This is a genomic window from Halomonas sp. ISL-56 (genome assembly GCF_018612805.1).
In the GTDB taxonomy this organism is placed as follows: Bacteria; Pseudomonadota; Gammaproteobacteria; order Pseudomonadales; family Halomonadaceae; genus Vreelandella.
This window is the reverse complement of the sequence record NZ_JAGGRO010000020.1, coordinates 138,121-159,804: the sequence shown is the minus strand read 5'-3', so window position 1 is coordinate 159,804 and position 21,684 is coordinate 138,121. Positions and strand designations below refer to the sequence as shown.

19 protein-coding genes and 1 riboswitch are annotated in these 21,684 nt (G+C 58.8%); of the genes, 8 read left to right on the top strand and 11 right to left on the bottom strand.

Annotated features, from left to right (window positions below):
- Positions 1-5: 5 nt before the first annotated feature.
- Together J7J49_RS17810 and cbiE are read right to left on the bottom strand one after the other, a co-directional pair.
- The gene (locus tag J7J49_RS17810) at positions 6-383 is read right to left on the bottom strand and encodes a cobalamin biosynthesis protein (RefSeq protein WP_215094535.1); all 378 of its coding nucleotides are present in this window, start codon (positions 381-383) and stop codon (positions 6-8) included.
- Positions 380-1,588: a precorrin-6y C5,15-methyltransferase (decarboxylating) subunit CbiE gene (cbiE, locus tag J7J49_RS17805; RefSeq protein WP_215094533.1), complete on the bottom strand. Its 1,209-nt coding sequence runs from the start codon at positions 1,586-1,588 to the stop codon at positions 380-382. The genes J7J49_RS17810 and cbiE overlap by 4 nt, the downstream gene beginning before the upstream one ends.
- On the opposite strand from cbiE, the gene J7J49_RS17800 reads away from it, so the two are divergent.
- Positions 1,587-2,324 (top strand): cobalt-precorrin-6A reductase, encoded by a 738-nt coding sequence (locus tag J7J49_RS17800; RefSeq protein WP_215094531.1) that lies wholly within the window; start codon positions 1,587-1,589, stop codon positions 2,322-2,324. The genes cbiE and J7J49_RS17800 overlap by 2 nt on opposite strands.
- A 12-nt stretch (positions 2,325-2,336) precedes the next feature.
- Here the strand turns inward: J7J49_RS17800 and cobJ are convergent, their stop codons facing one another.
- From cobJ to J7J49_RS17755, 9 genes are read right to left on the bottom strand one after another with little or no spacing between them, the layout of a single operon-like run.
- Positions 2,337-3,086 carry a precorrin-3B C(17)-methyltransferase gene (gene cobJ, locus J7J49_RS17795; RefSeq protein WP_215094529.1) on the bottom strand — a complete coding sequence of 250 codons (750 nt, stop codon included), beginning with the start codon at positions 3,084-3,086 and terminating at the stop codon, positions 2,337-2,339.
- Positions 3,083-3,808, bottom strand: coding sequence for a precorrin-2 C(20)-methyltransferase (locus J7J49_RS17790; RefSeq protein ID WP_215094526.1), 726 nt, complete (start codon positions 3,806-3,808; stop codon positions 3,083-3,085). Before J7J49_RS17790 ends, cobJ begins: the two co-directional genes overlap by 4 nt.
- Entirely contained in the window at positions 3,805-4,434 is a 630-nt protein-coding gene (locus J7J49_RS17785) for a precorrin-8X methylmutase (RefSeq protein WP_215094525.1), read from the bottom strand. The genes J7J49_RS17790 and J7J49_RS17785 overlap by 4 nt, the downstream gene beginning before the upstream one ends.
- Positions 4,424-5,596, bottom strand: a complete 1,173-nt coding sequence (locus J7J49_RS17780; RefSeq protein WP_215094524.1) for a ferredoxin-like domain-containing protein — start codon at positions 5,594-5,596, stop codon at positions 4,424-4,426. The genes J7J49_RS17785 and J7J49_RS17780 overlap by 11 nt, the downstream gene beginning before the upstream one ends.
- Entirely contained in the window at positions 5,574-9,440 is a 3,867-nt protein-coding gene (gene cobN / locus J7J49_RS17775) for a cobaltochelatase subunit CobN (RefSeq protein ID WP_215094523.1), read from the bottom strand. The genes J7J49_RS17780 and cobN overlap by 23 nt, the downstream gene beginning before the upstream one ends.
- Positions 9,440-10,558, bottom strand: a complete 1,119-nt coding sequence (gene cobW, locus J7J49_RS17770; RefSeq protein ID WP_215094522.1) for a cobalamin biosynthesis protein CobW — start codon at positions 10,556-10,558, stop codon at positions 9,440-9,442. Before cobW ends, cobN begins: the two co-directional genes overlap by 1 nt.
- Complete coding sequence (locus J7J49_RS17765; RefSeq protein WP_215094521.1) at positions 10,545-11,933, bottom strand: cobyrinic acid a,c-diamide synthase CobB; 1,389 nt, start codon at positions 11,931-11,933, stop codon at positions 10,545-10,547. Before J7J49_RS17765 ends, cobW begins: the two co-directional genes overlap by 14 nt.
- Complete coding sequence (gene cobO, locus J7J49_RS17760) at positions 11,933-12,526, bottom strand: cob(I)yrinic acid a,c-diamide adenosyltransferase (protein ID WP_215094520.1); 594 nt, start codon at positions 12,524-12,526, stop codon at positions 11,933-11,935. Before cobO ends, J7J49_RS17765 begins: the two co-directional genes overlap by 1 nt.
- Before the next feature lie 21 nt (positions 12,527-12,547).
- Positions 12,548-14,290 (bottom strand): ATP-binding protein, encoded by a 1,743-nt coding sequence (locus J7J49_RS17755; protein WP_215094519.1) that lies wholly within the window; start codon positions 14,288-14,290, stop codon positions 12,548-12,550.
- Between the two features lie 325 nt (positions 14,291-14,615).
- On the opposite strand from J7J49_RS17755, the gene J7J49_RS17745 reads away from it, so the two are divergent.
- The 7 genes from J7J49_RS17745 (at position 14,616) to J7J49_RS17715 (ending at position 21,673) form a co-directional block, all read left to right on the top strand.
- Positions 14,616-16,391, top strand: a complete 1,776-nt coding sequence (locus tag J7J49_RS17745; protein WP_353048394.1) for a type VI secretion system PAAR protein — start codon at positions 14,616-14,618, stop codon at positions 16,389-16,391.
- The gene (locus J7J49_RS17740) at positions 16,381-16,977 is read left to right on the top strand and encodes a DUF2931 family protein (RefSeq protein WP_215094517.1); all 597 of its coding nucleotides are present in this window, start codon (positions 16,381-16,383) and stop codon (positions 16,975-16,977) included. The genes J7J49_RS17745 and J7J49_RS17740 overlap by 11 nt, the downstream gene beginning before the upstream one ends.
- Before the next feature lie 230 nt (positions 16,978-17,207).
- Positions 17,208-17,579, top strand: a complete 372-nt coding sequence (locus J7J49_RS17735; RefSeq protein ID WP_353048393.1) for a DUF2931 family protein — start codon at positions 17,208-17,210, stop codon at positions 17,577-17,579.
- Complete coding sequence (locus J7J49_RS22865) at positions 17,579-18,178, top strand: DUF2931 family protein (RefSeq protein WP_215094515.1); 600 nt, start codon at positions 17,579-17,581, stop codon at positions 18,176-18,178. Before J7J49_RS17735 ends, J7J49_RS22865 begins: the two co-directional genes overlap by 1 nt.
- 397 nt (positions 18,179-18,575) lie before the next feature.
- Positions 18,576-18,767, top strand: a riboswitch (cobalamin riboswitch).
- 64 nt (positions 18,768-18,831) lie between these two features.
- A complete protein-coding gene (locus J7J49_RS17725; protein ID WP_215094513.1) occupies positions 18,832-19,848 on the top strand; it encodes an ABC transporter substrate-binding protein in 1,017 nt (338 codons plus the stop codon).
- Positions 19,845-20,909 carry a FecCD family ABC transporter permease gene (locus tag J7J49_RS17720; RefSeq protein ID WP_215094511.1) on the top strand — a complete coding sequence of 355 codons (1,065 nt, stop codon included), beginning with the start codon at positions 19,845-19,847 and terminating at the stop codon, positions 20,907-20,909. Before J7J49_RS17725 ends, J7J49_RS17720 begins: the two co-directional genes overlap by 4 nt.
- Positions 20,909-21,673: an ABC transporter ATP-binding protein gene (locus tag J7J49_RS17715; RefSeq protein ID WP_215094509.1), complete on the top strand. Its 765-nt coding sequence runs from the start codon at positions 20,909-20,911 to the stop codon at positions 21,671-21,673. Before J7J49_RS17720 ends, J7J49_RS17715 begins: the two co-directional genes overlap by 1 nt.
- The last annotated feature ends 11 nt before the right edge of the window (positions 21,674-21,684 follow it).

Below are 21,684 nucleotides of genomic sequence, written 5' to 3'. Positions count from 1 at the left end.
TTCCTTTAGTCAGCGCCTTCTGCCAGCGCGGCGGTGGCTTGGCGATCCGCTGATATTAGCCGTGGGCCAAGCAGCGTTGCCCCTGGGCCTGCCGCCAGTAGCGCCACGGCTTCGGCCACGCTGCCCGTACCACGCTCCCGCATGCTGTGTGCCGATTGGGTGAGCGTTGCAATAGAAGAAAGCTCGGCATCCGCCACGGCGATAACTTCAAGGCTGCGCAGTCGGCCCAGTTGCTTAACCAACGGCAGCATGGAGTGTGCCGCCGCCAGTTGGTCGATGGCGCCATACTGCTCGATCAGTTGATCCAGCGCTTGAGCAAGAGACGCCGACGGCGCTTCACTGCGAAAGCCAAACCCCGCTACTTTTAGCTTCTGCCCCTTCATCTAACGCCCCGCCACTGAACAATCGGGTAGCTGGCTTTCCAGCCCCGACGAGTGCCGATGGGGGCGGCGTTAGCCAGTTCAAGGCGCAGCAGCTCGCCGCCTGCCTGCTGATGCCAGTAGGCCAGCAGCGCTTCGGATTCCAGGGTGACCGCATTGGCGACGATGCGCACGCCTTTGGGTAGGCGCTGCCATAGCGCGTCTAACAGCGCTTGCGATAACCCGCCGCCGATAAACACCGCATCCGGTAGCGGTACTTCGTTGAGCATTTCAACCGCGTTGCCCTCTTTGACCTCCAGCCAGTCAACGCCCAGGTTCGCTGCGTTGGCTCGCGCCCTGGCTGCCCGTTCAGGGTGGCGCTCAAAGCCGATGGCCTGATTATCCCCATGGGCGAGCAGCCACTCAATGGCGATGGAGCCAGACCCGGTGCCGATATCCCATAGCCGCTCACCGGGCATGGGGGCTAACGCGGATAGCGTGATCGCCCGAACGGCCTGCTTGGTAATTTGGCCGTCATGCTCAAAAAAGCTATCCGGCAGGCCGGGGGTAAGCGGCAAGGCGGGGCCAGCGCCTGCGACGTCCAGCGCTACCGCGACCGGGTGGGCAATATCATTGGGTAAGGCGGCATCAATACGACAGTGGCGAATGCTCTCGTTGGCACCGCCTAGGGATTCCAGCAGCGTTAGCTGGGAGTCGCCAAAACCGAAGCTGTTCACCAGCGCTGCTAACTCGGCCACTGCCTCGCCGTCTCTCACCAGCACCAATAAACGCCTACCGGAATGCAGATAGGGACGAATGCGCGTTAGCGGTTTGGCATGCAGGCCCAGGCAGGTGCAGCGCTCCAGTGGCCAGCCCAAGCGGGAAGCCGCCAGGCTAAAGGTGGAGGGCGATGGCAGCGCCAGCCACTCGTCTGCTGTCAGGTGGCGTGATATTGAAGTGCCCGCCCCAAACCAGAAGGGGTCGCCGGAAACCAGCATAACGACCCGGCGGCCGCGCTGATCTAGCAGCATGGGAATGCCGTCGGCAAAGGGTACCGGCCATTCATGCAGGTCAGCGCTTAGCGGTGGCAGCAGGCGTAAGTGGCGGCGCGCACCAAATACCACCTGGGCATTTTCCAGCGCCTCACGGCTTGCCGGGTTTAGCCCCGCTATGCCACTCTCTCCCCAGCCTAATAGCGTCAACCAGGGAGCGTTGTTAACCTCTGCCATGATCAAAATCCTAATTCTTGGGGGAACCTCTGAAGCCAGCGCCCTGGCCGACGCTATCGCGCAGCGTGGCCTTCCCGCTATTTTCAGCTACGCCGGGCGGGTGAACTCGCCAAAACCTCAGCCACTGCCGACCCGCATTGGCGGTTTTGGCGGCGTGAGTGGGCTTGTGGCTTTTTTAGCCCAGGAGCGCATTACCCATATTGTCGATGCCACCCACCCTTTTGCTGCGCAGATGAGCGCTAACGTCGTTACCGCTGCAGCCCAGTGCGGGGTTAAAACCATTGCCCTAACCCGGCCGGCCTGGCGACCTGTCGATGGCGATCAGTGGCAGAGCGTGGCAAGTATCGATGAGGCGGTTAGCGCCTTGGCTTATCCGCCCCAGCGGGTGCTGCTTGCCATTGGCCGCATGCACCTGGCTGCCTTTGCCGCCCAGCCCCAGCACCATTACGTTCTTCGCCTGGTTGATCAGCCTACCCGCCCGCCTTCGCTTGCTGATTATACCGCCGTGATCGATAGAGGCCCGTTTACCCTGGAGGGTGAGCTGGCCCTGCTGGAAACCCAGTGTATTGAGCGCATCGTATGTAAAAATTCCGGCGGCGAAGGCGCAGCTTCCAAACTCATTGCTGCCCGTGGGCTCGGCCTGCCCGTGGTGATGATCGAGCGACCTCAGCAACCATCGCGCCTTGAAGCTCATAGTATCGAAGACGTGATGAGCTGGCTTGGCGGCTACTATTAATCATCACGACGCTTAATCAGCAGAACGCGGCGTATACACCAGCGGCGCGCCATCCCGCTCGATTAACCGCGTCTGCTGGGAACCCACGATTACCAGCGTGCGCATATCGGCCATTTCCGGCGTTGCCTCGCCTAGCGTAGTGACGCGAATCGACTCCTCCGGGGTGGAAACCGCGCGGGCGAAGATGATCAGCCGATCCGGCCCACAGGCTTCCCGTAGTACCTCCAAGGTGCGCGCAAAGCCCTCTGGGCGCGCTTTGGAGCGGGGATTGTAAAATGCCATGGCGAAGTCGGCCTCGGCGGCTAGGCGCAGGCGTTTTTCAATCAGCGCCCAGGGCTTGAGGTTGTCGGATAAATTGATGCAGCAGAAGTCATGCCCTAGCGGTGCACCGACGCTTGCGCTGGCGGCCAGCATGGCGGAGATGCCCGGCAGCACCTGGATATCCAGCGAGCGCCACTGGGCATCACCGGCTTCCAAAGCTTCAAACACCGCCGCCGCCATGGCAAAGACGCCGGGGTCGCCAGAAGACACCACTACTACTCTGTGGCCTTCAAGCGCCAACTGTAGCGCGTGTTCTGCCCGGCGAATCTCTTCGCGATTATCCGAACCGTGGCGAATTAACCCAGCTCTAGGCGCGACCCGATTGACGTAGGGCACGTAGCCCACCACATCGGTGGCATCCTGCAGCGCGGCCGTGACTTCCGGGGTAATCATCGCTTCTGAGCCCGGCCCCAGGCCGACGATTTTCAGCCAGCCGCTCATGGGCGCCGCCCGTTGCCGTGGATCAGCACAATCGAGAAGTACGGCACGCTCTCGCCCACATCGCTAAGTGGCAATACGCGCTGCTGGGTCATGGCGGCGTACTCGATTAGCCAAGCTTGCTCTTCACGGCCAGCGTGTACCAGCGCCCGGCGCAGTTTGGCCAGGTTGCGGCCAATCTTCATCACTACCAGCGCGTCGGTGTGGGCGATACGCTCCGCCAACGCTTCTTCCGGTAGCGTGGCCATCAGCACGGTCATGATGTCATCGCCCCAGGTAATCGGCTGGCCGGTGGCCGTCCACGCCGCCGACATGCCGGTGATACCCGGCACCACCGAGACCGGCACCCGGTTCAGTAGCCGCGTGTAGAGGTGCATAAAGGAGCCGTAGAAAAACGGGTCGCCTTCGCACAGCACCACCACATCGCAACCGGCCTCGGCCATCTCGACCAGTTGGGCCACGCTGCGCTCGTAAAAGGCTGACAACAGTTCATTGTAGCGGGGGTCGTCGAAAGGGATTTCCGTGGTGACCGGGTATTCCATGGGTAACTCGGTTGCATCTGGTGCAATCAAGCCCTCCACGATGGTGCGGGCATGGCCGCAGCGCCCCTTCTTACGAAAATAGGCCACGTGGCTGGCGCCGCGAATCAAGCGGTCGGCGCGCACGCTCATTAAGTCCTGGCAGCCTGGCCCTAAGCCAACCCCATAAATCGTCCCTTGGGTCATTCGATACGATCCGCCATGGCGTTAATGGCCGCTACCGTCACTGCACTGCCACCCAGGCGGCCGCGCACGATACAGCTGGGGAGTTCCGTGTTAGCCAGCAGCGCTTCCTTGGATTCCGCTGCGCCCACAAAGCCTACCGGGCAGCCGATAATCGCTGCGGGGCGTGGGCAAGCCGGGTCTTCGAGCATATTGAGCAGATGGAAAAGCGCGGTGGGCGCGTTGCCAATCGCGACCACGGCGCCTTCGAGGTGTGGGCGCCACAGTTCCAGCGCCGCCGCCGAGCGGGTATTGGCCATTTCCTGGGCGAGCGTGGGGGTGCGCTCATCGTTAAGGGTGCAGATGACTTGGTTATCCGCTGGCAGCCGTTTGCGGGTAATGCCTTCCGAGACCATTCGTGCATCGCAAAGAATCGGGGCGCCCTGCTCTAGCGCGGCACGGGCTTTATTGACCACGTCATTTTGAAAGTGAATATGCGCGGCCAGCTCAACCAGCCCGGCGGCGTGAATCATACGCACTGCGACCGTCTCTTCCTCCGCTGAAAAGCTGGCAAGCTCGGCCTCGCTGCGGATAATGGCAAATGACTGCCGGTAAATCGCCGGGCCGCTTGTTTCGTACTTATAGGGCACCCAAATTCTCCAAATAACTTATGACTTCAGATTCACTCAGGCCAGTGGCCTTCGGAGCGCTATCGGCGCGGCCATTGATAATCACGTCAAAGCGCCCATCGCGACCGACTAGGCATAATGCCGCAGGCTGTTGGCGGGCACAGCCTTTGGCGCAGCCGGATATATGGACGCTGCTGTTCTTCAGGCCGCTTAACCGCTCCGCGAGCGGCTGAGTGGCGACACTCGCCTGCTCGCAATAAGGCGCGCCGGGGCAGGCATCTACTGATAGCCGCGGGTCGCTATTATGCCGGATTAAGCCATCCACCGCTGGCGCAGTATCGCCCTGCACTCGTTTCTGTTTAACCAGCAAGCGCCGCCAGGGCGTGACCTGAACGGCGGTGACGCTGGTGGGCGCTACCAGCTCACGCAGCAGTTCACGCAGGGTTGAGGCGGTGGCGCGCCCAAAAGGTAGACCCACCACCTGGCCCGCGGGATGGCTGCCCAGCGCCAGCTTGGCGCCGGAGGCTGCTGGGGCCGTATCAGCAGGTGCCCACTCCGGCAATGGCGCTGTATGGCGACGCATACGTCCGGTGTCCCAGCCGCCGCTTTCCACAAACCAGTGGGTTAGCCGTATTAACTGCTCGACGGCGGCTTCCGCATCGCTAACTGCCGTGCCTAGCGCATAGCCATCGCAACGCACCAGCAGGCCGCCTTCTAGCGAGCGTTCAACGCGGAAGTCGGCAGCGCTGTCGCTGAGCACTGGTGCTTTTCCCGCATCGATAGCGATACCTACCTTGCCAGGCATAACGGCTAATTCGCTGCCCCGCGTTTGCAACAGGTTGGCAATGGTAGGCGAGTCATCCCCTGCTTGCCAGTGCGGGGCCAGCATCAGCTGCGGCTGGCGTTCTGCTTCCGGGTCGGCGCTGACCAGCTGATGCTCAACCAGAAAGTCCATTAACGGCGGCCAACTGGTGTCGCTCACGCCGCGTAGCTGGAAATTAGCGCGGCTGGTGAGTTCGATCAAACCACTGCCGAAGGTCTCGGCAGCTTCGCATAGCGCCAGCAGTTGAGCCTGCGATAGCTCTCCCATGGGCGGTCTCACCCGCACCAACAGGCCATCGCCGGTGGCCATGGGTCGCCATGCGCCGGGGCACCAGCCTTTAATGCGCGGGCTGGGCAACATAACCGCCGGTCTCTTTGGCTTCATCCATTTCGAGCAGCAGGTCTTTTAGCGCATCGCCGTGTTCGCCAGGGGCTTGCCACATGCCCCGCTGGGCGGCTTCAAGCAGCCGTTCGGCCATCTCTTCTAGCGCGGCCGGGTTGTGCTCGCGAAGGAACTGCTGATTGGCCGGGTCGAGCACCAGGGCTTCGCTGACCTGGGCGTACTGGTAATCGGCTACCAGGTCGGTGGTGGCGTCGTAGGCAAACAGGTAGTCCACCGTGGCGGCCATTTCAAAAGCGCCCTTATAGCCGTGTTCGCGCATGGCGTTGATCCACTTGGGGTTTAACACCCGCGAGCGGATCACCCGGGCCAGCTCTTCCTTCAAGGTGCGAATCTTGGGCGCGGTGGGATTGGCGTGGTCGGCGTGGTAGATCACCGGCGCCTGACCGCTTAGCGCTCGGCTGGCGTTGGCCATCCCGCCCTGAAAGGCGTAGTAGCTGTTGGAGTCGAGAATATCGTGCTCGCGGTTATCCTGGTTTTGCATCACCGCATCCAGGCCTTGGAGCTGCTGTTCAAAGGCACCCCGTGCGGCGGTACCCGACTCTTTAAACTGCCCGTAGGCATAGGCTCCGGCATCGAGATAGGCTTCGGCTAAGTCGTCGGCGCTGTCCCAGGAACGGTTTTCAATCAGCCGGTTGAGGCCCGCGCCATACTCGCCGGGCTTGCTGCCAAAGATACGGTAGCTCGCTTCCTGGGCGGCCATTTCCGGGCTTAGCCCCTGGGCTTCCAGCGTTTGCTGGCGGGCTAACACCGCCTCGCGGATGGTATTGCTGTTGCCCGGTTCCTCATAGGCAGCCACCGCCTGCACAGCGGCGTCGAACAGGCGAATCACATTGGGAAACGCATCGCGGAAAAACCCGGAGACCCGCAGCGTGACGTCCACCCGTGGGCGATTGAGCAGCATCGAGGGAATGACCTCGAAGTCCGTTACCCGCTGGGAGCCTAACGACCATTTAGGGCGCACGCCCATCAGCGCAAAGGCCTGAGCGATATCATCACCGCCGGTGCGCATGGTGGCGGTGCCCCAAATCGATAGGCCCAACCGCCGTGGGTAGTCGCCGTTATCCTGCAGGTAGCGTTCGACAAACGCCTGGGCGGATTTTTCGCCCAGTGTCCAGGCGGCGGGCGATGGAATCGAGCGGTTATCGACGCTGAAAAAATTGCGCCCAGTGGGCAGCGTATCCAACCGCCCCCGGCTGGGTGCGCCGCTGGGCCCGGCGGGTACAAAAATGCCCTCAAGGCCATCCAGCAGCGACTGAAGCTCCATCTTAACACCGCGCTGCATGGCGACCCATAAGTGCTCGCGGGCGTAGCGCAACTGCTCCGCCGTATCGGGGTAATCCAGGGCCAGCTCATCCAGGCAGCCTGGGGTTAATGGGGCTAATACGTAGTCGCTTACCCAGCGTTCGGCGAGCATTTCCAGCCGCTCACGGGTATCCGCGCCGGTGCGCCAGGGGGTGTCGAGTTGTTCGATCAAGATGGCGGGCTTAGGCCCCTGCCAGGGCTCATTGGCAGCGGCCAGCGGGTCAAAAGACTTGCCATCATGTTGATCAGCCAGCCCCAGGTCGCAGGCTAAATTGTGCAGCAGGCCGCGCTGGGCCACTGCTTCGCCCCTGGGCAGCCGCAGTAGCGCCACCAGGGTGCCCGCCCGCTTCTCTTCCGGCGGCAGCGTACCGAGCACGTGCAGGCCATGGCGAATCTGGGACTCTTTGATATCGCAAAGAAAGGTATCCAGCTCGTTGAGAAGTTCAGCGTCATCGCTGGCGTGAGCGAGTTCCTGGTCAATCCCGGTGTCCCGCAGGTGGGCCAAAATCTGCCCGCGGATCAGCGCTTCCCGGCGGGGATCCATATCCAGCGCTTGGTAGTACTCGTCGGTAAGCGCTTCAAGCTCGGCCATGGCGCCGTAGAGTTCAGCTCGCGCCAGAGGCGGCATCAGATGGTCGATAATCACCGCCTGACTGCGCCGCTTCGCCTGGGCACCCTCGCCGGGGTCATTAACGATAAACGGATAAAAGTGCGGCAGCGGCCCCAGGGCGATATCCGGCCAGCAGTCGGCGCTTAGCGCAGTACTTTTACCCGGCAGCCACTCTAAGTTGCCGTGCTTGCCCACATGGATAACCGCATCGACCTGATAGTGCTCCCGCAGCCAAAAGTAAAACGCCAAGTAGCTATGGGGCGGCGCTAACTGCATATCGTGGTAGGACTGGGTGGGATCGTCGATAAAATCACGTTCAGGCTGGATTCCCACAAAGGTGTCGCCTAAGCGGATTCCCGCGATCATTAGCCGCCCTTGACGGCATTTGGGGTCATCCTGAGGGGCGCCCCAGCGTGTCCACACAATGTTCTGCAGTTCAGCGGGCAGAGTGTTAAACCAGGCCAGGTAGTCGTCAACGCTGATGCTCTGCCAGCAGGCGCGCTGATCAAGGCTGGCGTGGTCGTTGGTTACCGCGCCTTGGAGCAGGCGAATTAACTCATCGCCATTTTCCGGCAGCTCGCTGAGGGGATAACCGGCCTCTTTTAGTGCGTTTAAAATTTGCAGCGTAGAGGCAGGCGTATCCAGCCCTACCCCGTTGCCGATCCGGCCATCGCGATTGGGATAATTGGCCATGATCAGCGCGATGCGCTTTTGGCTATTGGGGGTAAGCCGCAGGGAACAGATGCGCCGCGCAAGCTCGGCCACAAAGGCGGCCCGTTCCGGGAGCACCACGTGGTGGGTGACCGCCAATTGGCAGCGCTGGTTGTAGTGGGCTTCGGCTTTAAATCCCACCGCCCGGGTGATAATGCGCCCATCCATTTCCGGCAGCACCACCTGCATGGCCACATCGCGGCTATGCAGCCCGGCGGCCATGCCCTGCCAATCTTCTGTGGTGCTGCTGGCAAGGATCGCCTGGAGCACCACAGGCCGCCCGACAAACAGGCTGTCTAAAAGCGTATCGCCCAGGGCATCCAAGCCATCGGCATTACGATTGACCGCAAAGCTGGTGGTATTAATCACCAGCATGGCGCCGGTCTGCTCAATCAGATGATTAATAAAATCAATGCAGGGCACCTCTTTTAAGGACGCCACCGCCACCGCCAACGGCTCCAGCCCCTGATCTTTAAGCGCTGCGATCATACCGTCAGGCACGGCGGTATTGGCCCCCTGCAGGTGGCTGCGATAAAACAGCAACAGGCACACTGGACGACCTGGCACCTGCCGATCACGCCACTCGCTGAGGCTTGACGCCTGCTGCTCTTGCGGCGCATAAATCACCGCTGGCGGAATGACCTTGGGCTCCTGCCAGTCGCCGAACTGACTATTTATGCTCTCACTGGCCATATATTGGCTGGCGACAAAGCGCAGCAGCTGCTCGGCGTTATCAGTACCGCCCTCGCGTAGATAGCGCCACACCCGGTAGGCGCCATCAAAGGCAATGGTGGAGTCTTCCAGCAGGGCATCATCCGGGGCGTCGCAGCCCGGCACCAGAATCAGTTGGCGCCCGGGTTTGGCCGCTGCCCAGGCGAGCAGGCGCTCATGGCCATAGGGCCAGTAGGCCTTGCCGCCCAGCAGCGAGACAATCACCAGCTGGGCTTTTTCCAGCACCCGATCTTCGTAAAGATCGTAGGCGGCGGGCTTAACCAGATTCATCCAGTTGGCCAGCCGTACCGAGTGGTACGCCTCACCCAGGCGATCAACCGCCTGAGCCAACGCCGAAAGATTGCTGTCGGCGGCGGACATGATCACGACCTCGGCGGGGCTCTGCTGTAGATCGATGATGCCTTCATCATCGACAAAGCCCCCCGGCTTAGCGGCGAATAAGTGCATTAGGTAGCCGTTTGAGAAGCCGTTTGAACCTCTATATCAGCCAGCGCTTCACGCAGCGCCGGGATATCCAGGTCTTTACCAATAATCACCAGCTGGGTTTGGCGGGTTTCGTCCTGGGCCCACAGCCGGTCGAAGTAACCTTCCAGGCGCTCACCCACCGCCTGAATGACCCGGCGCATCGGCTTGCCGGGGATCGCCGCAAAGCCCTTGGCACGATAGATCTCGTGTTCTATCAGCAGCTGCTGCAGCTTGCTGGCCAAGGCATCACCATCCACTTCGCCCAGGGTGATTACGCAGGAATCAAAGTTGTCGTGGGCGTGGTCGTGGTGAGCGCCTTCGGCGTGGTGCTTATCGTGGTGATTGGTGATGCTATCAATGTTCTCTTCGCTGGCCGCGCCAATGCCCATCAGCGCTTCGAGCTGGGCGGCATCGCCGGTCAAGGTTTGATCGATAAACAGCGTTTTCACCGAGGCACTTACCCGCGCCTGAATCACCGCTTCCACACGCGCGCGCTCTTCCGGGCTGAGTAAATCCGCCTTGCTGACCAGCACCAGATCCGCCGCACTAAGCTGATCGTCGAGCAGTTCGCGCAGGCTGGGGTCGTGGTCAAGGCTTTCGTCGGCTCGGCGCTGGGCTTCGACTTTATCCACATCGCTGGCATAGCGGCCGGCGGCCACGGCGGGGCCATCGATCACGGTAATAATCGCATCCACGGTGCAGTGCTGGCGCACGTCGGGCCAGTTAAATGCCTGCACCAGCGGCTTGGGCAGCGCCAGGCCGCTGGTTTCGATGAGGATATGGTCGATATCGTTACGACGGGCGACCAGCTTTTTCATCACTGGCAGAAACTCCTCCTCCACCGTGCAGCAGATACAGCCGTTGGCCAGCTCATAGATGCTGCCATCTTCACCGTCTAGCTGTTCGCCTTCGCTGCCCGGCTCGCAACCCAGCGCGCAGCTACGCAGCAGGCTGGAGTCGATATCCTGCTCGCCGAACTCATTCACGATCACGGCGATCCGCTTGCCGGTCACCTGGCGCAGAATATTGGCTAGCAGCGTGGTTTTACCGCTGCCCAGAAAACCGGTCACGACCGTGGCTGGAATCTTATTGAGTTGCATGGATGAACTCCTCACTCTCGAATTGCTGCTCGGCGGGCGTAGGGCTTGATAAAAACGGAGCTGATAAAAACAAGCGCGCCACGGCGTCAGGGTTGTTGGGGAAAAATAGGTGTAAATAGGTGGCCGTTAGGCGCTTATGTCGGTAAATCGCCTCCCCCGGTGCAGGGTGACGCTGGCGACGGCCGTGGGCAATCGGTTCCGGCGTGCCTTCCGCCATGGAGCGGTGGTGAGCATGGCCGCGCACCGGCCCTTCCGGCAGCTCGGCGGTTTGCATCCCCTGGCAACCGCGGCGACCGCGCATGGCACCCTGCCCTGGCAGCAGGCCCAGCAGGGTATGAGTGACATCATCGTAGCCAGTTAAGCTTTCCAGGCAGTACAGCAGGCCGCCGCACTCGGCCAGGATAGGTTTATCGGCGTTAAAGAACGCCTGAATGGCCGTTCGCATGGCGCTATTGTCGGCAAGGGTTTGGGCGTGTAGCTCCGGGTAGCCACCCGGCAGCCACAGGGCGTCGCACTCGGGCAGTTGGCTATCCGTTAGCGGCGAGAAGAAGCGCAGCGTGGCGCCCATCTGCTCCAGCAGATCTAAATTGGCCTGATAGATAAAGCTAAAGGCGGCGTCGCGGGCCACGCCAATGGTGTGGCCTTTAAGCACTGGCTGAACGGCGGCGAGCTGCTGTTGAGGCGCGCTAAAGGTCACCGGTGGCAATGCTGAGAGCGCTTCCAGCAGCCCTGCCGCTTCCAGCGATTTGGCGCCCGCCTCAAAGCGTGTTTCCAGATCCTCACGAATCTCTGCCGCCTGCACCAACCCCAGGTGGCGCTCGGGAAGCGACAGCGCGGGGTCGCGGGGCACGGCGGCCAGTAAAGGAATCGATGGCGGCAGCGCGTCTTCGATCAGTTCACGATGGCGCGCCGAGCCGCAGGCGTTGGCAATCAGCCCGGCGATATGGATATCGTCACGAAAGCTGGCCAGCCCCGAAACCAGCGCCGCGGCGGTTTGAGCCATGCCTTTCACATCCATGACGATAGCCAGGGGAATGCCAAACAGCGCCGCCAAATCGGCACTGGAGGGTTCACCGTCGAACAGCCCCATGGCGCCTTCCACTAAAATCAAGTCCGCTTCACAGGCGGCTTCATAAAAGCGCTGGCGGCAGTAGGCTTCGCCGGCCATCCATAGATCCAGCTGATCCACCGGCTGGCCGGAGGCCTGGGCGAGTATTTGCGGGTCTAGATAATCTGGGCCGGTTTTAAATACCCGCACCACCTTACCCTGATTACGCAGCAGCCGCGCCAGCCCCGCCGTAACGGTGGTTTTGCCCTGCCCCGAGGCGGTGGCGGACAGGAAAAGCGCGGGGCAAGTCGTGGTTGGTGTGTTCATCAGTATTCGATCCCCAGCTGCGCTTTGACGCCGCCGCGAAACGCGTGGCGTTCATCCTGGACAACGCTGATAGTATCGGCGATCTCCTGCAGCGGCGTGGCCATGGTGCGCCCGGTAATAATCACATTTTGATGGGCTGGGCGGCGCTTCAGCGCTTCTACCACAGGTTCGGGGTCGAGATAGCCGTACTTGAACATATAGCTCATCTCATCCAACACGATCAGGTGATAAGCGGGGTTCTCCAGCAACCCTTTGGCGACTAGCCAGGCGGCCTGGGCGGCTTCGATATCCCGCTCCCGGTCTTGGGTTTCCCAGGTAAAGCCGTGGCCCATAATGTGCCAATCCAGTTTGGGATGATCGCGGAAGAACAGGTACTCGCCGGTTTCGCGACGGCCTTTAATAAACTGAATCACCGCACACTGCTGGCCGTGCCCCAACGAGCGCGCCATGGTGCCAAAGGCGGAGCTGCTTTTGCCCTTGCCGTTGCCTTTGAGCAGAATCAATACGCCGCGCTCTTCGGTGGCGCGGCTGATCCGCTCATCGACCACCTCTTTCTTGCGCTGCATACGGTTTAGATGGCTAGCGTCGCTCATGGGGCTTCCCCGGTTAGTCGGTCAAATAGGGTTCAAAAATGGCTTTATAAAAGAAGGCTTTCCAAAATCAGCCGGCCAGTAGCGCGCGCCCAACTGCTGGGCAATGCGCGCCCCCTGGCCGCGTTTGACCTTGGACTGTTCGGTATCGATTAACACACACTCGCCCAGCGGGGCGAGGTCGTCAACGGATTCGCGGGTGCGGCCATCGGTAATCAGGTAGGTGCGCACCTGCAGGCCGGGCTCGCGGCGCTGCCACTGACGAATCAGCCGCTTGGCTTCGATTATCGCTTCCCGCAGGGGTGTTCCGCCGCCGCCTTTGGCACTGTCGAGAGTCCCCCGAGCGTTTTTGGGCGCACGACGGCGGGAGAGTATCGGTACCACTCCGCCATTACCAAACCCCAGCACCGCTACCTGCTCCCGCGCAGCGTAGGCTTGAGTCACCAGCGACTCAACCAGCCCTTTCGCCTGACCTAACAGGCGCTGGCCCAGGGTCGAGCCGGAGGTATCCAGCAGCACCAGATGCGCCGTCGCCTGCCCCGCCCGGGCCTTGCGCATTTTTAACTGCCGCCAGGGCCACTGACCGCGATTGGCGATAATGGTCGCAAACCCGTCCAGCCGTGAAGTCGCCAGCTGGGAGCGCCCCTGGCCCAATGCACCGCCTTTGCCCGCGCTAGCGGCGGTATCGGTGTGCTTTGCCCGCTGAAAAAGATCTTCGCTATCGGGCAAGTTCACCGCTGGCTGGCTAATCGACGCTTGAGCCATGGGAGGCATAGCGCCCCACTGGCCCTGTTCACCGTGCTGATGAGACGAACCGCCGCTGGGCGCGTTATTAGCTGACGGTAAACCGCCCTCGCCTTTCGGAGGCGTTTGATTAGGCGGCGATGACGGCGGGCTCTGCTCTGGCGGCTGGGTACGCCGATGCGCCAGCACCCAGGGCTCAACGGTATCGATATCCTGCTGTTCAACGCTCCCCACGCCCCGCCAGGCGGCATGGGCCTGGGCGGCGCGGTGCCAGGTAACGTCGGCGCGCAAGCCTTCAACACCGGCGGCTTCACTGCGGGTGGCAATGGTGCGGTATACCCAGGGGCCGGTGGTGATCTCCTTGAGCAAGCGCTGCGCGTTGGCAATACGCTCGGTCAGGGCAATTTGTTCATGCTCAACCCGTTCGAGGGTGCCAGCGGGGTCGCGGTCAAAGGCTTCCCGTTGCTGCACAATGGCAATGCGCTCGTCAATGCTTATGGCGCCCGCCTGCTCAAGGCAGAGGCCGAAGCGGTCAAGCAGTTGAGGGCGCAGTTCACCTTCATCCGGGTTCATGGTGCCGATCAGGCTAAAGCGCGCCGGATGCGAGTGGCTAATGCCGTCGCGCTCAACGATATTGGTGCCGCTGGCGGCGACGTCCAGCAGCAAATCAACCAGGGTATCCGGCAGCAGATTGACTTCATCTACATACAGCACTCCGCCGTGGGCTTTAGCCAGCAGCCCGGCATGAAAAGTGGCTTCGCCATCGGCCAATACCTTTTGCAGATCCAGACTGCCCACCAACCTGTCTTCGCTGGCGCCCAGAGGCAGAGTAACAAAAGGGGCACGCTGCCCTTCTCCATCGCTGGGCAGAATGGCGGCCAGCGCCCGAGCTAAGGTGGATTTAGCGCTGCCTCTTGGCCCGCTTATCAGCACCCCGCCGATGCGCGGATTAATGGCGTTAAGGAGCAGCGCGGTTTTCAGCGCTTCTTGGCCAACCACCGCCGCAAAGGGAAACTCACTCACCGGCACCTCCCGTGCTGGCCAAGCCCGCTAACCGATCAATATTGGCCAACTGATCAGGGGAGCAAGGGACTTGAATATGATTCATGCTAACTGCCCAAGTGATAATAAAACCATTCATAAAGAAGTGGGAACAGAAAAGGCGTTCAGTATAGAGGAAGGCATGGCGGGGAGGCCAATCTGTTCCGCTGCCATGAGCCGTACTGGTTTAAAGGCTCATTATACTTGCCTGTACACTTTCATATTGCGCCGCGCTCCATTAAGCTAATGCTAATTAACCGTTAGTAAAGATGATATGCACTCTTAAAGGAAAGAAGGGAGACAGGGAGTGAGTAAGAAAATTGTAGTCGTGGGTGATATGGGCACGGATCACGAGAACTTTCCGCCCTCACCAGTCACCGCTGGCTCGCCGGATGTTTTTGTTGACAGCAAACCCGTAGGACGGGTGGGTGACCCTCTGGAACCCCACGCCAAGCCGAACCATCCTCCTCACCCGCGCTCTATCGCCAGTGGCTCAACCACCGTACTTATTAACGGCAGGCCCGCCGCCCTCACCGGCGGTTCAGTCGATTGTGGTGGCGTCACTATAGGCAGTGGCAGCGTGATCATCGGCGATGATCAGATAGCGACGCCCTCTCGCTCTCTGCAAGGGGCTGGAGTTGGTGTTGCGACGGCATTGCACGCTAATTCCAGCAGTGCTAACGCTCACCAATCAGCCAACTATAATACTCAACTCAACCAAGCGGTGCTTCTCCGTACTACCCGACAGCCGGGTACAAGCGCACTGCACAATGGGCAGGAAGGACAGGCTGGGACGGGTGACTCGTCGCAGGCCCAAGCGACAAATGATGAGGAAAAATCACCCAGAACCCTACGGCTAGGGGTGTTCTTCGACGGCACGGGCAACCATATGCAGAACGACCAACGGCTTACGAATCGTGATATTACCAATGTGGCTCGATTGTACGACTTTTACCGTGACTTAGGCTCTGGAGGAACCGAGCAAAGGATATATGTTGAGGGCCCCGGCACAGTTGATGGTGAAGAGACCGATGACGGCTTTGTTGCGCCGGAAGATAGTTGGGGGCTGGCATTAGGTTTGGGGGCCACGGGTGGGCATGCTCGTATTGAATCTGTATTAAATAGATTGCGCAGAATACTATTAAGTGAGACCTACGATACAGTTATAGTTGATGTATTTGGATTCAGCCGCGGTGCTGCACTGGCTAGGCACTTCGTCAATCTGGTCAATGCTTGGCCGGAGAGCATAGTGGTACCTGAGCTTAAATGGTGGCCGCAACCGAGAATAGAGCACAGGGAGGTGGCTGCTTTTCCTCAAGGCGTTAACGCTAGCGTCGGGTTTGTCGGCTTGTTTGATACGGTGGGCAGTTTTTACTTTCCTGGTAATGATCAGAACTTTGATTTCAACTTGAATATAGGAGCCCATAGCGCCGAGCAGGTTGTTCACCTAACCGCCTTTCATGAAATCCGCACAAACTTTCCGCTGTCAAAGATAAGCGGGAGTAACGGCATGCCCGGCAACTTTATAGAAGAAGCCTTGCCGGGGGTTCATTCCGATGTGGGTGGGGGTTATGAGAACCCTGAAGTGGACTTTCATAACTATGAACGGTTTGAGGTAAGGCGGTATCAGGGGCATGGTCTTAACCCTCGAACAATTCAGTCTGCCCAGCAGAAGATTACGGAACTTAACGCCGCAGACTCACGAAATATTCAGCCACGAGTAGAAGGAAGCGATGTTATCGCCGTGGAGCGCCGCCCTACCCGCAAGGAGCTGTCTTACTACGCTTTGCATAAAATGTACGATTACGCAGTTAATGCGGGCGTGCCTTTAGACTCTATGGATGATTATCCCATACCCGCCCCGTTGCAAGATGCCCTTGATCAGTGGCAGACCACTGGTGGCGACTTAATGAATGCACGTGATTATCTTTATGATTATATTCATACTTCTTACCGCGTTGGGCCTATTACCAGTTTTGAGTCTATTGCCCATAGGCCAGAGCCGAATCGGATACGGCGCTTTTTTCTAAGCAATTCCCAGCGTGCAGCACAGCCAAGGGGTCAGGTGAGTCATGGTGACTAAACCTTCGACATTTCGAGCCTTATTAATGGTTCTGTGCCTAACCATGACCACCGCGTGTTCCGGCGAATCTCGTGAATATGATTTTGGCATTTCAGTGGCAGGCGGCCCCACAGGTTGGCCAGTCAGAGTTGAAGAACTTACATTTGACAATAACTGGAGTGCTCCGGGAGGCATCCTTAGAGGAGGGTTCGACCACAGCCCACCTGGGGGAGCAATGGTAATATTATCGCCAAAGCCAGCTCCCAACTCGGTACAAGCCCGCTGGTATTCTTACAGAACCAAAACTTTTCACCAAATTGATCTTTCGCTTCCAGAAGATTTTAGTGATCGTGTTGAAGAGTGGTATGAGGAATTTCCACAACCTCACTATCTACACACGCTTATTGTAGGTTTTTCAGGGAAAGGTGAAGCACTTGTATGGTGGGAAGCATTCTGCTTGCAATGCGATCAAGATCGCAGTGAGGATTTCAGCACCCCCATCGTTGAAAAAGCGCAAGCGAACGTAGTGGGAGGTGACGCGAGCCAATACCGAAGCCAAACCGAACAATTTATTAACGAAGGGCTCTTTCCCAGGCCTGGTGAGTAATGAATGACGGCTAAATCTTCGATGTTTCGAGCCTTGCTAGTAGCCCTTTGCCTACCCTTAGCCACTGCGTGCTCCGGCGAACCACGTAAACATAATTTTGTTATTTCAGTGGCAGGCGGACCCATGGGATGGCCGGTTAGAGTAGAAACGTTAACCTTTGACAACAGTTGGAGTGCTCCCGCAGGCAATCTCAGGGGGGCTTTGACCATAATCCTCCGGGAGGGGCACTAGTGGTATTACCTTCGCCAAAAGCGATTCCCGACTCTGTACAAGCCCGCTGGTTTTCATACAGAACCCAAACCTTTTATCAAATTGACCTGTCGCTTCCAGAAGACTTAAGCGACCGTGTTGATGAGTGGTACCAGAAGTACCCCGAACCTAAATATGGGCATTACTTCATTGCGGGCTTTTCCGGACAAGGTGAAGCACTTGTTTGGTGGAGGGCAAGATGCATGGACTGTGGCTTTGATCGCAGTGAGGACTTCAGCACCCCTATCGTTGAAAATGTGCAAGGGAACGTAGTGGAAGGCGATCCTAGTCGATACCGGAGCCAAACCGAACAATTTATTAGCGAAGGACTCTTTCCCAGACCTGGTGATTAATGGCAGCTAAATCTTCGATGCTTCGAGCCTTGCTAGTAGCCCTGTGCCTAACCCTAACCACAGCGTGTTCCGGCGAACCCAGTAAATATAATTTTGGCATTTCAGTCGCTGGAGGCCCCATAGGATGGCCTGTCAGGGTAGAAATGCTCACCTTTGACAATAGCTGGGGGGCTCCAGGAGGCATTCTCAGGGGCGGCTTTGGCCATAATCCACCTGGAGGGGCAATAGTGGTATTGGCTTCGCCAAAGGCGGCTCCCGATTCGGTACAAGCCCGCTGGTTTTCATACAGAACCCAAACCTTTTATCAAATTGACCTGCCGCTTCCAGAAGACTTCAGCGACCGCGTTGATGAGTGGTACCAGAAGTACCCTGAACCAAAATATCGACATTACTTCATTGTGGGCTTTTCTGGACAAGGCGAAGCGCTAGTATGGTGGCGTGCAAGATGCGGTGATTGCGGCGTTGATCGCAGCGAGGACTTCAGCACCCCCATTGTTGAAAATGCGCAAGGGAACGTAGTAGAAGGTGATCCAAGTCGATACCGAAGCCAAACCGAACACTTTATTAGCGAAGGACTCTTTCCCAGTCCTGGTGAGTAATGAATCGCGACTAAATCTTCGATGTTTCGGGCCTTATTTAGTGGCCCTGTGCCTAACTCTAACCACCGCGTGATCTTGCCAAGCCCACTAACCGACCACTATTAGCCAACTGATCCAGGGAATGTGGCACTTGAATATGATTCATGGTAACTAGCCAAGTGATAATAAAACCATTCATAAAGAAGTGGAAATATAAAAGGTGTTTAGTATAGAGGAAGGCATGGCGGAGAGGCCAATCTGTTGCAAGCCGTTAACTTTGCGAGGCCGTTTGTCAGTTCACGCTAAGAATGCTGCTGGATTTTTACACGCACTAAAAATACAATGTTATAACATTACATTTATTGCGGGGGGTCTCATAAGATCCTTAGGCTTTCTGTTGTTCGCTATTCACCTGCCACCTAGAATGGCCGATGTCGGTGTTCCCCACGGAACTTAATAGAGAATCCGCCGCGGCTTGCCGCGAAACGGAACTGCCCCCGCAACTGTAGGCGGCGAGCGATGCTCTTAAATGCCACTGGACACATTGTCTGGGAAGGCGAGCTAGCCATGACCCGTCAGTCAGGAGAACTGCCGACATATAACTAACATCGAGCAAAGTGGCTCGGTCAGTATTTGCTGTCCGAATGCTGAGCTCATCATGCACGGGAGTGTACATGATGTTGAGATTGACCACGGCCATCGCCGCGAGCGCTGTTGGCCTTACCCAGGCGGCTTACGCCTCCACCGACTACCCGCTTACGCTCACCAACTGCGGCGTAGAGATCAGCGTGGCGTCGCCTCCGGAGCAAACGGTGACGGTGGGCCAATCAGCCACAGAGATACTTTACTCACTAGGGCTCGCTGACAGAGTGAACGGCACTTCAGTGTGGTTCAATCCGGTTCTACCCCAGTTTGCTGAAGCCAATACACCGATCGAGCGGATCGCCAACGACGACCCAAGCTTTGAAGCCGTGGTCAATAAGCGGCCTGACCTGGTGGCCGTGCAGTACGAGTGGCACGTTGGCCCCACCGGCAGCGTCGCCACCCGTGAACAGTTTCATGAGTTGGGTATTAACACCTATATTATGCCCGCCGACTGCGACACCAAGGATAACTCTACCGGTGGCGATGGCACCCGCACGGCGGCCTTTTCAACGGATTCAATCTATAAAGGCATTACCGAGCTTGCCCAGATTTATGATGTGCAAGACGCTGGCGAGGCCCTTGTAGCCGATCTTATCGACCGCGAGGCGCGCGCTATTGAGCTGGCGAGCAGCCTTGATCTACCGGAAGACCTGTCGGCGGCATTCTGGTTTTCATCGACAGACCTAGGGGTTAGTCCCTTTGTTGCAGGCCAGTTGGGCGCGCCGGGCTATATGATGGACAAACTCGGCATTCACAATGTGATTGAGTCCGATGAGGAGTGGCCCACGGTGGGCTGGGAGAGCATCGCAAGAGCTGATCCCGATGTACTTGTTATCGCCCACATGGATCGCCGCCGCTTTCCTGCCGACAACATCGAAGCCAAGCGTGAGTTTCTGCGCAGTGACCCGGTCACTAGCGAAATGAGCGCGGTTAAAAACAACCGCATTGTGGAGATGGATGCCCATGCCATGAGCGCGACTATGCGCACTATTTATGGCCTTGAAACACTGGCCGAGGCGCTATCGACGATGGCATTTGACCAATGAACATAGCGTTAACGCGGCTATCAACGTCGGGCTTTGGGCTGCGTTGGCTATGGATCACGCCGCTGGTGCTCGTGGTGGCGCTGATCGCGGGTACCGCCATTGGCGAAACGCCGATTCCCGTTGATACCATTCTCAAAGTACTCGCCAATCAGCTACTGGGTGCGGATTACGCGGTTGACCGGATCGATGCAGGGATTATCTGGAACTACCGGCTTAGTCGTGCCGTTGTGGCCGCCTGCTGCGGCACCAGCCTGGCGCTAGCGGGGGTCGTACTTCAGGCGCTGCTTCGCAACCCTTTGGCCGACCCCTACTTAATGGGCATATCTGCTGGGGCTTCTACCGGCGCGGTCGCCGTAGCAGTGGCCGGATTAGGCGCGGGAGCGCTTTCGCTTTCCCTGGGCGCTTTTGTGGGCGCCCTCCTCGCCTTTGGCATCGTAGTGATGCTCGCCCATGCGGCCAATAGCGGTGTAGGCGGCGGGCGCGGCGTTCAGGCTGCAGGGGCGATTATTCTGGCAGGCATTGCCGGTTCGCAGCTGTTCAATGCGCTGACAGCTTTTATCATCACCAAGTCGGCAAGCGCCGAGCAGGCACGGGGCATTATGTTTTGGCTGATGGGCAATCTCTCCGGGGTGCGCTGGGCCGATGTGACCTTGGCGGTGCCTGCCGCACTGTTCGGGCTACTGGTTTGCCTATGGCACCGGCGTTCACTGGATGCCTTTACCTTCGGTGCCGACAGCGCCGCCTCCATGGGGATTGCGGTGCGCCCGGTACGCGGCATGCTGATTATCGCCATGGCCCTGGTGACCGCAGTGATGGTGTCTATTGTGGGGGCGATTGGCTTTGTGGGCTTGGTGATTCCCCATGCGATGCGCTTTATCGTAGGCAGTCAACACACGCGTTTGGTGCCCGCCACAGCGCTTGCGGGCGCGGTTTTTTTGATTGGCTCCGATATTCTGTCGCGCACTTTGATCCCCGGCCAAGTGCTACCGATCGGGGTAATTACCTCGCTGATCGGCGCGCCCGCCTTTGCGCTTATCCTTATTCGTGGCAAGAGGTCTTAATGCGTTTATCGGCTGAACAGCTCACTTGGGCGGTGCATGGCACGCCACTGCTTGTTGACGTTAATCTCACCGTCGAGCCAGGCCAAACCTTTGGCCTGGTGGGGCCGAACGGCTCGGGCAAGACCTCCCTGCTGCGCCTGTTGGCGGGGTTGAACAAACCCAAAGCGGGCCGTGTGCTGATGGATAGCCAGCCCTTACATACTCTCAAGCAGCGGGCGATTGCCCAGTCTATTGCCCTGGTTGAGCAACAGGCGGACACCACCGACCGCATTACCGTGGGCCAGGTGGTGTCACTGGGACGTACGCCCTTCCTTACCGCCTTACGCCCTTGGTCAAGCGAAGATGACGCCATTGTCGCTAAAGCGCTATTCGATGTGGATATGGCGCATATTTCCGACCGGCTTTGGCACACACTCTCTGGCGGCGAGCGCCAACGGGTGCATATTGCCCGGGCGTTGGCCCAGCAGCCAAAAATCCTGCTTCTGGATGAACCCACCAATCATCTGGATATCCGCCATCAACTGTCGATTCTTGAGCTGGTTAGGCAGTTGCCGATTACGGTGATTATCTCGCTTCACGATCTTAACCAAGCCATGGAGTGTGACCGCATCGGCGTGATGGATCGCGGCCACCTGATCGACAGCGGCCCCCCAGAAGACGTCCTCACCACCAGCAGGCTACAACAAACCTTTGGGGTGTATACCCATGTGATTGATGACCCTGTTGATGGCAAGCAGGTCATGCGTTTTCGTAGTGCGATTTAGCAAGCGACTGC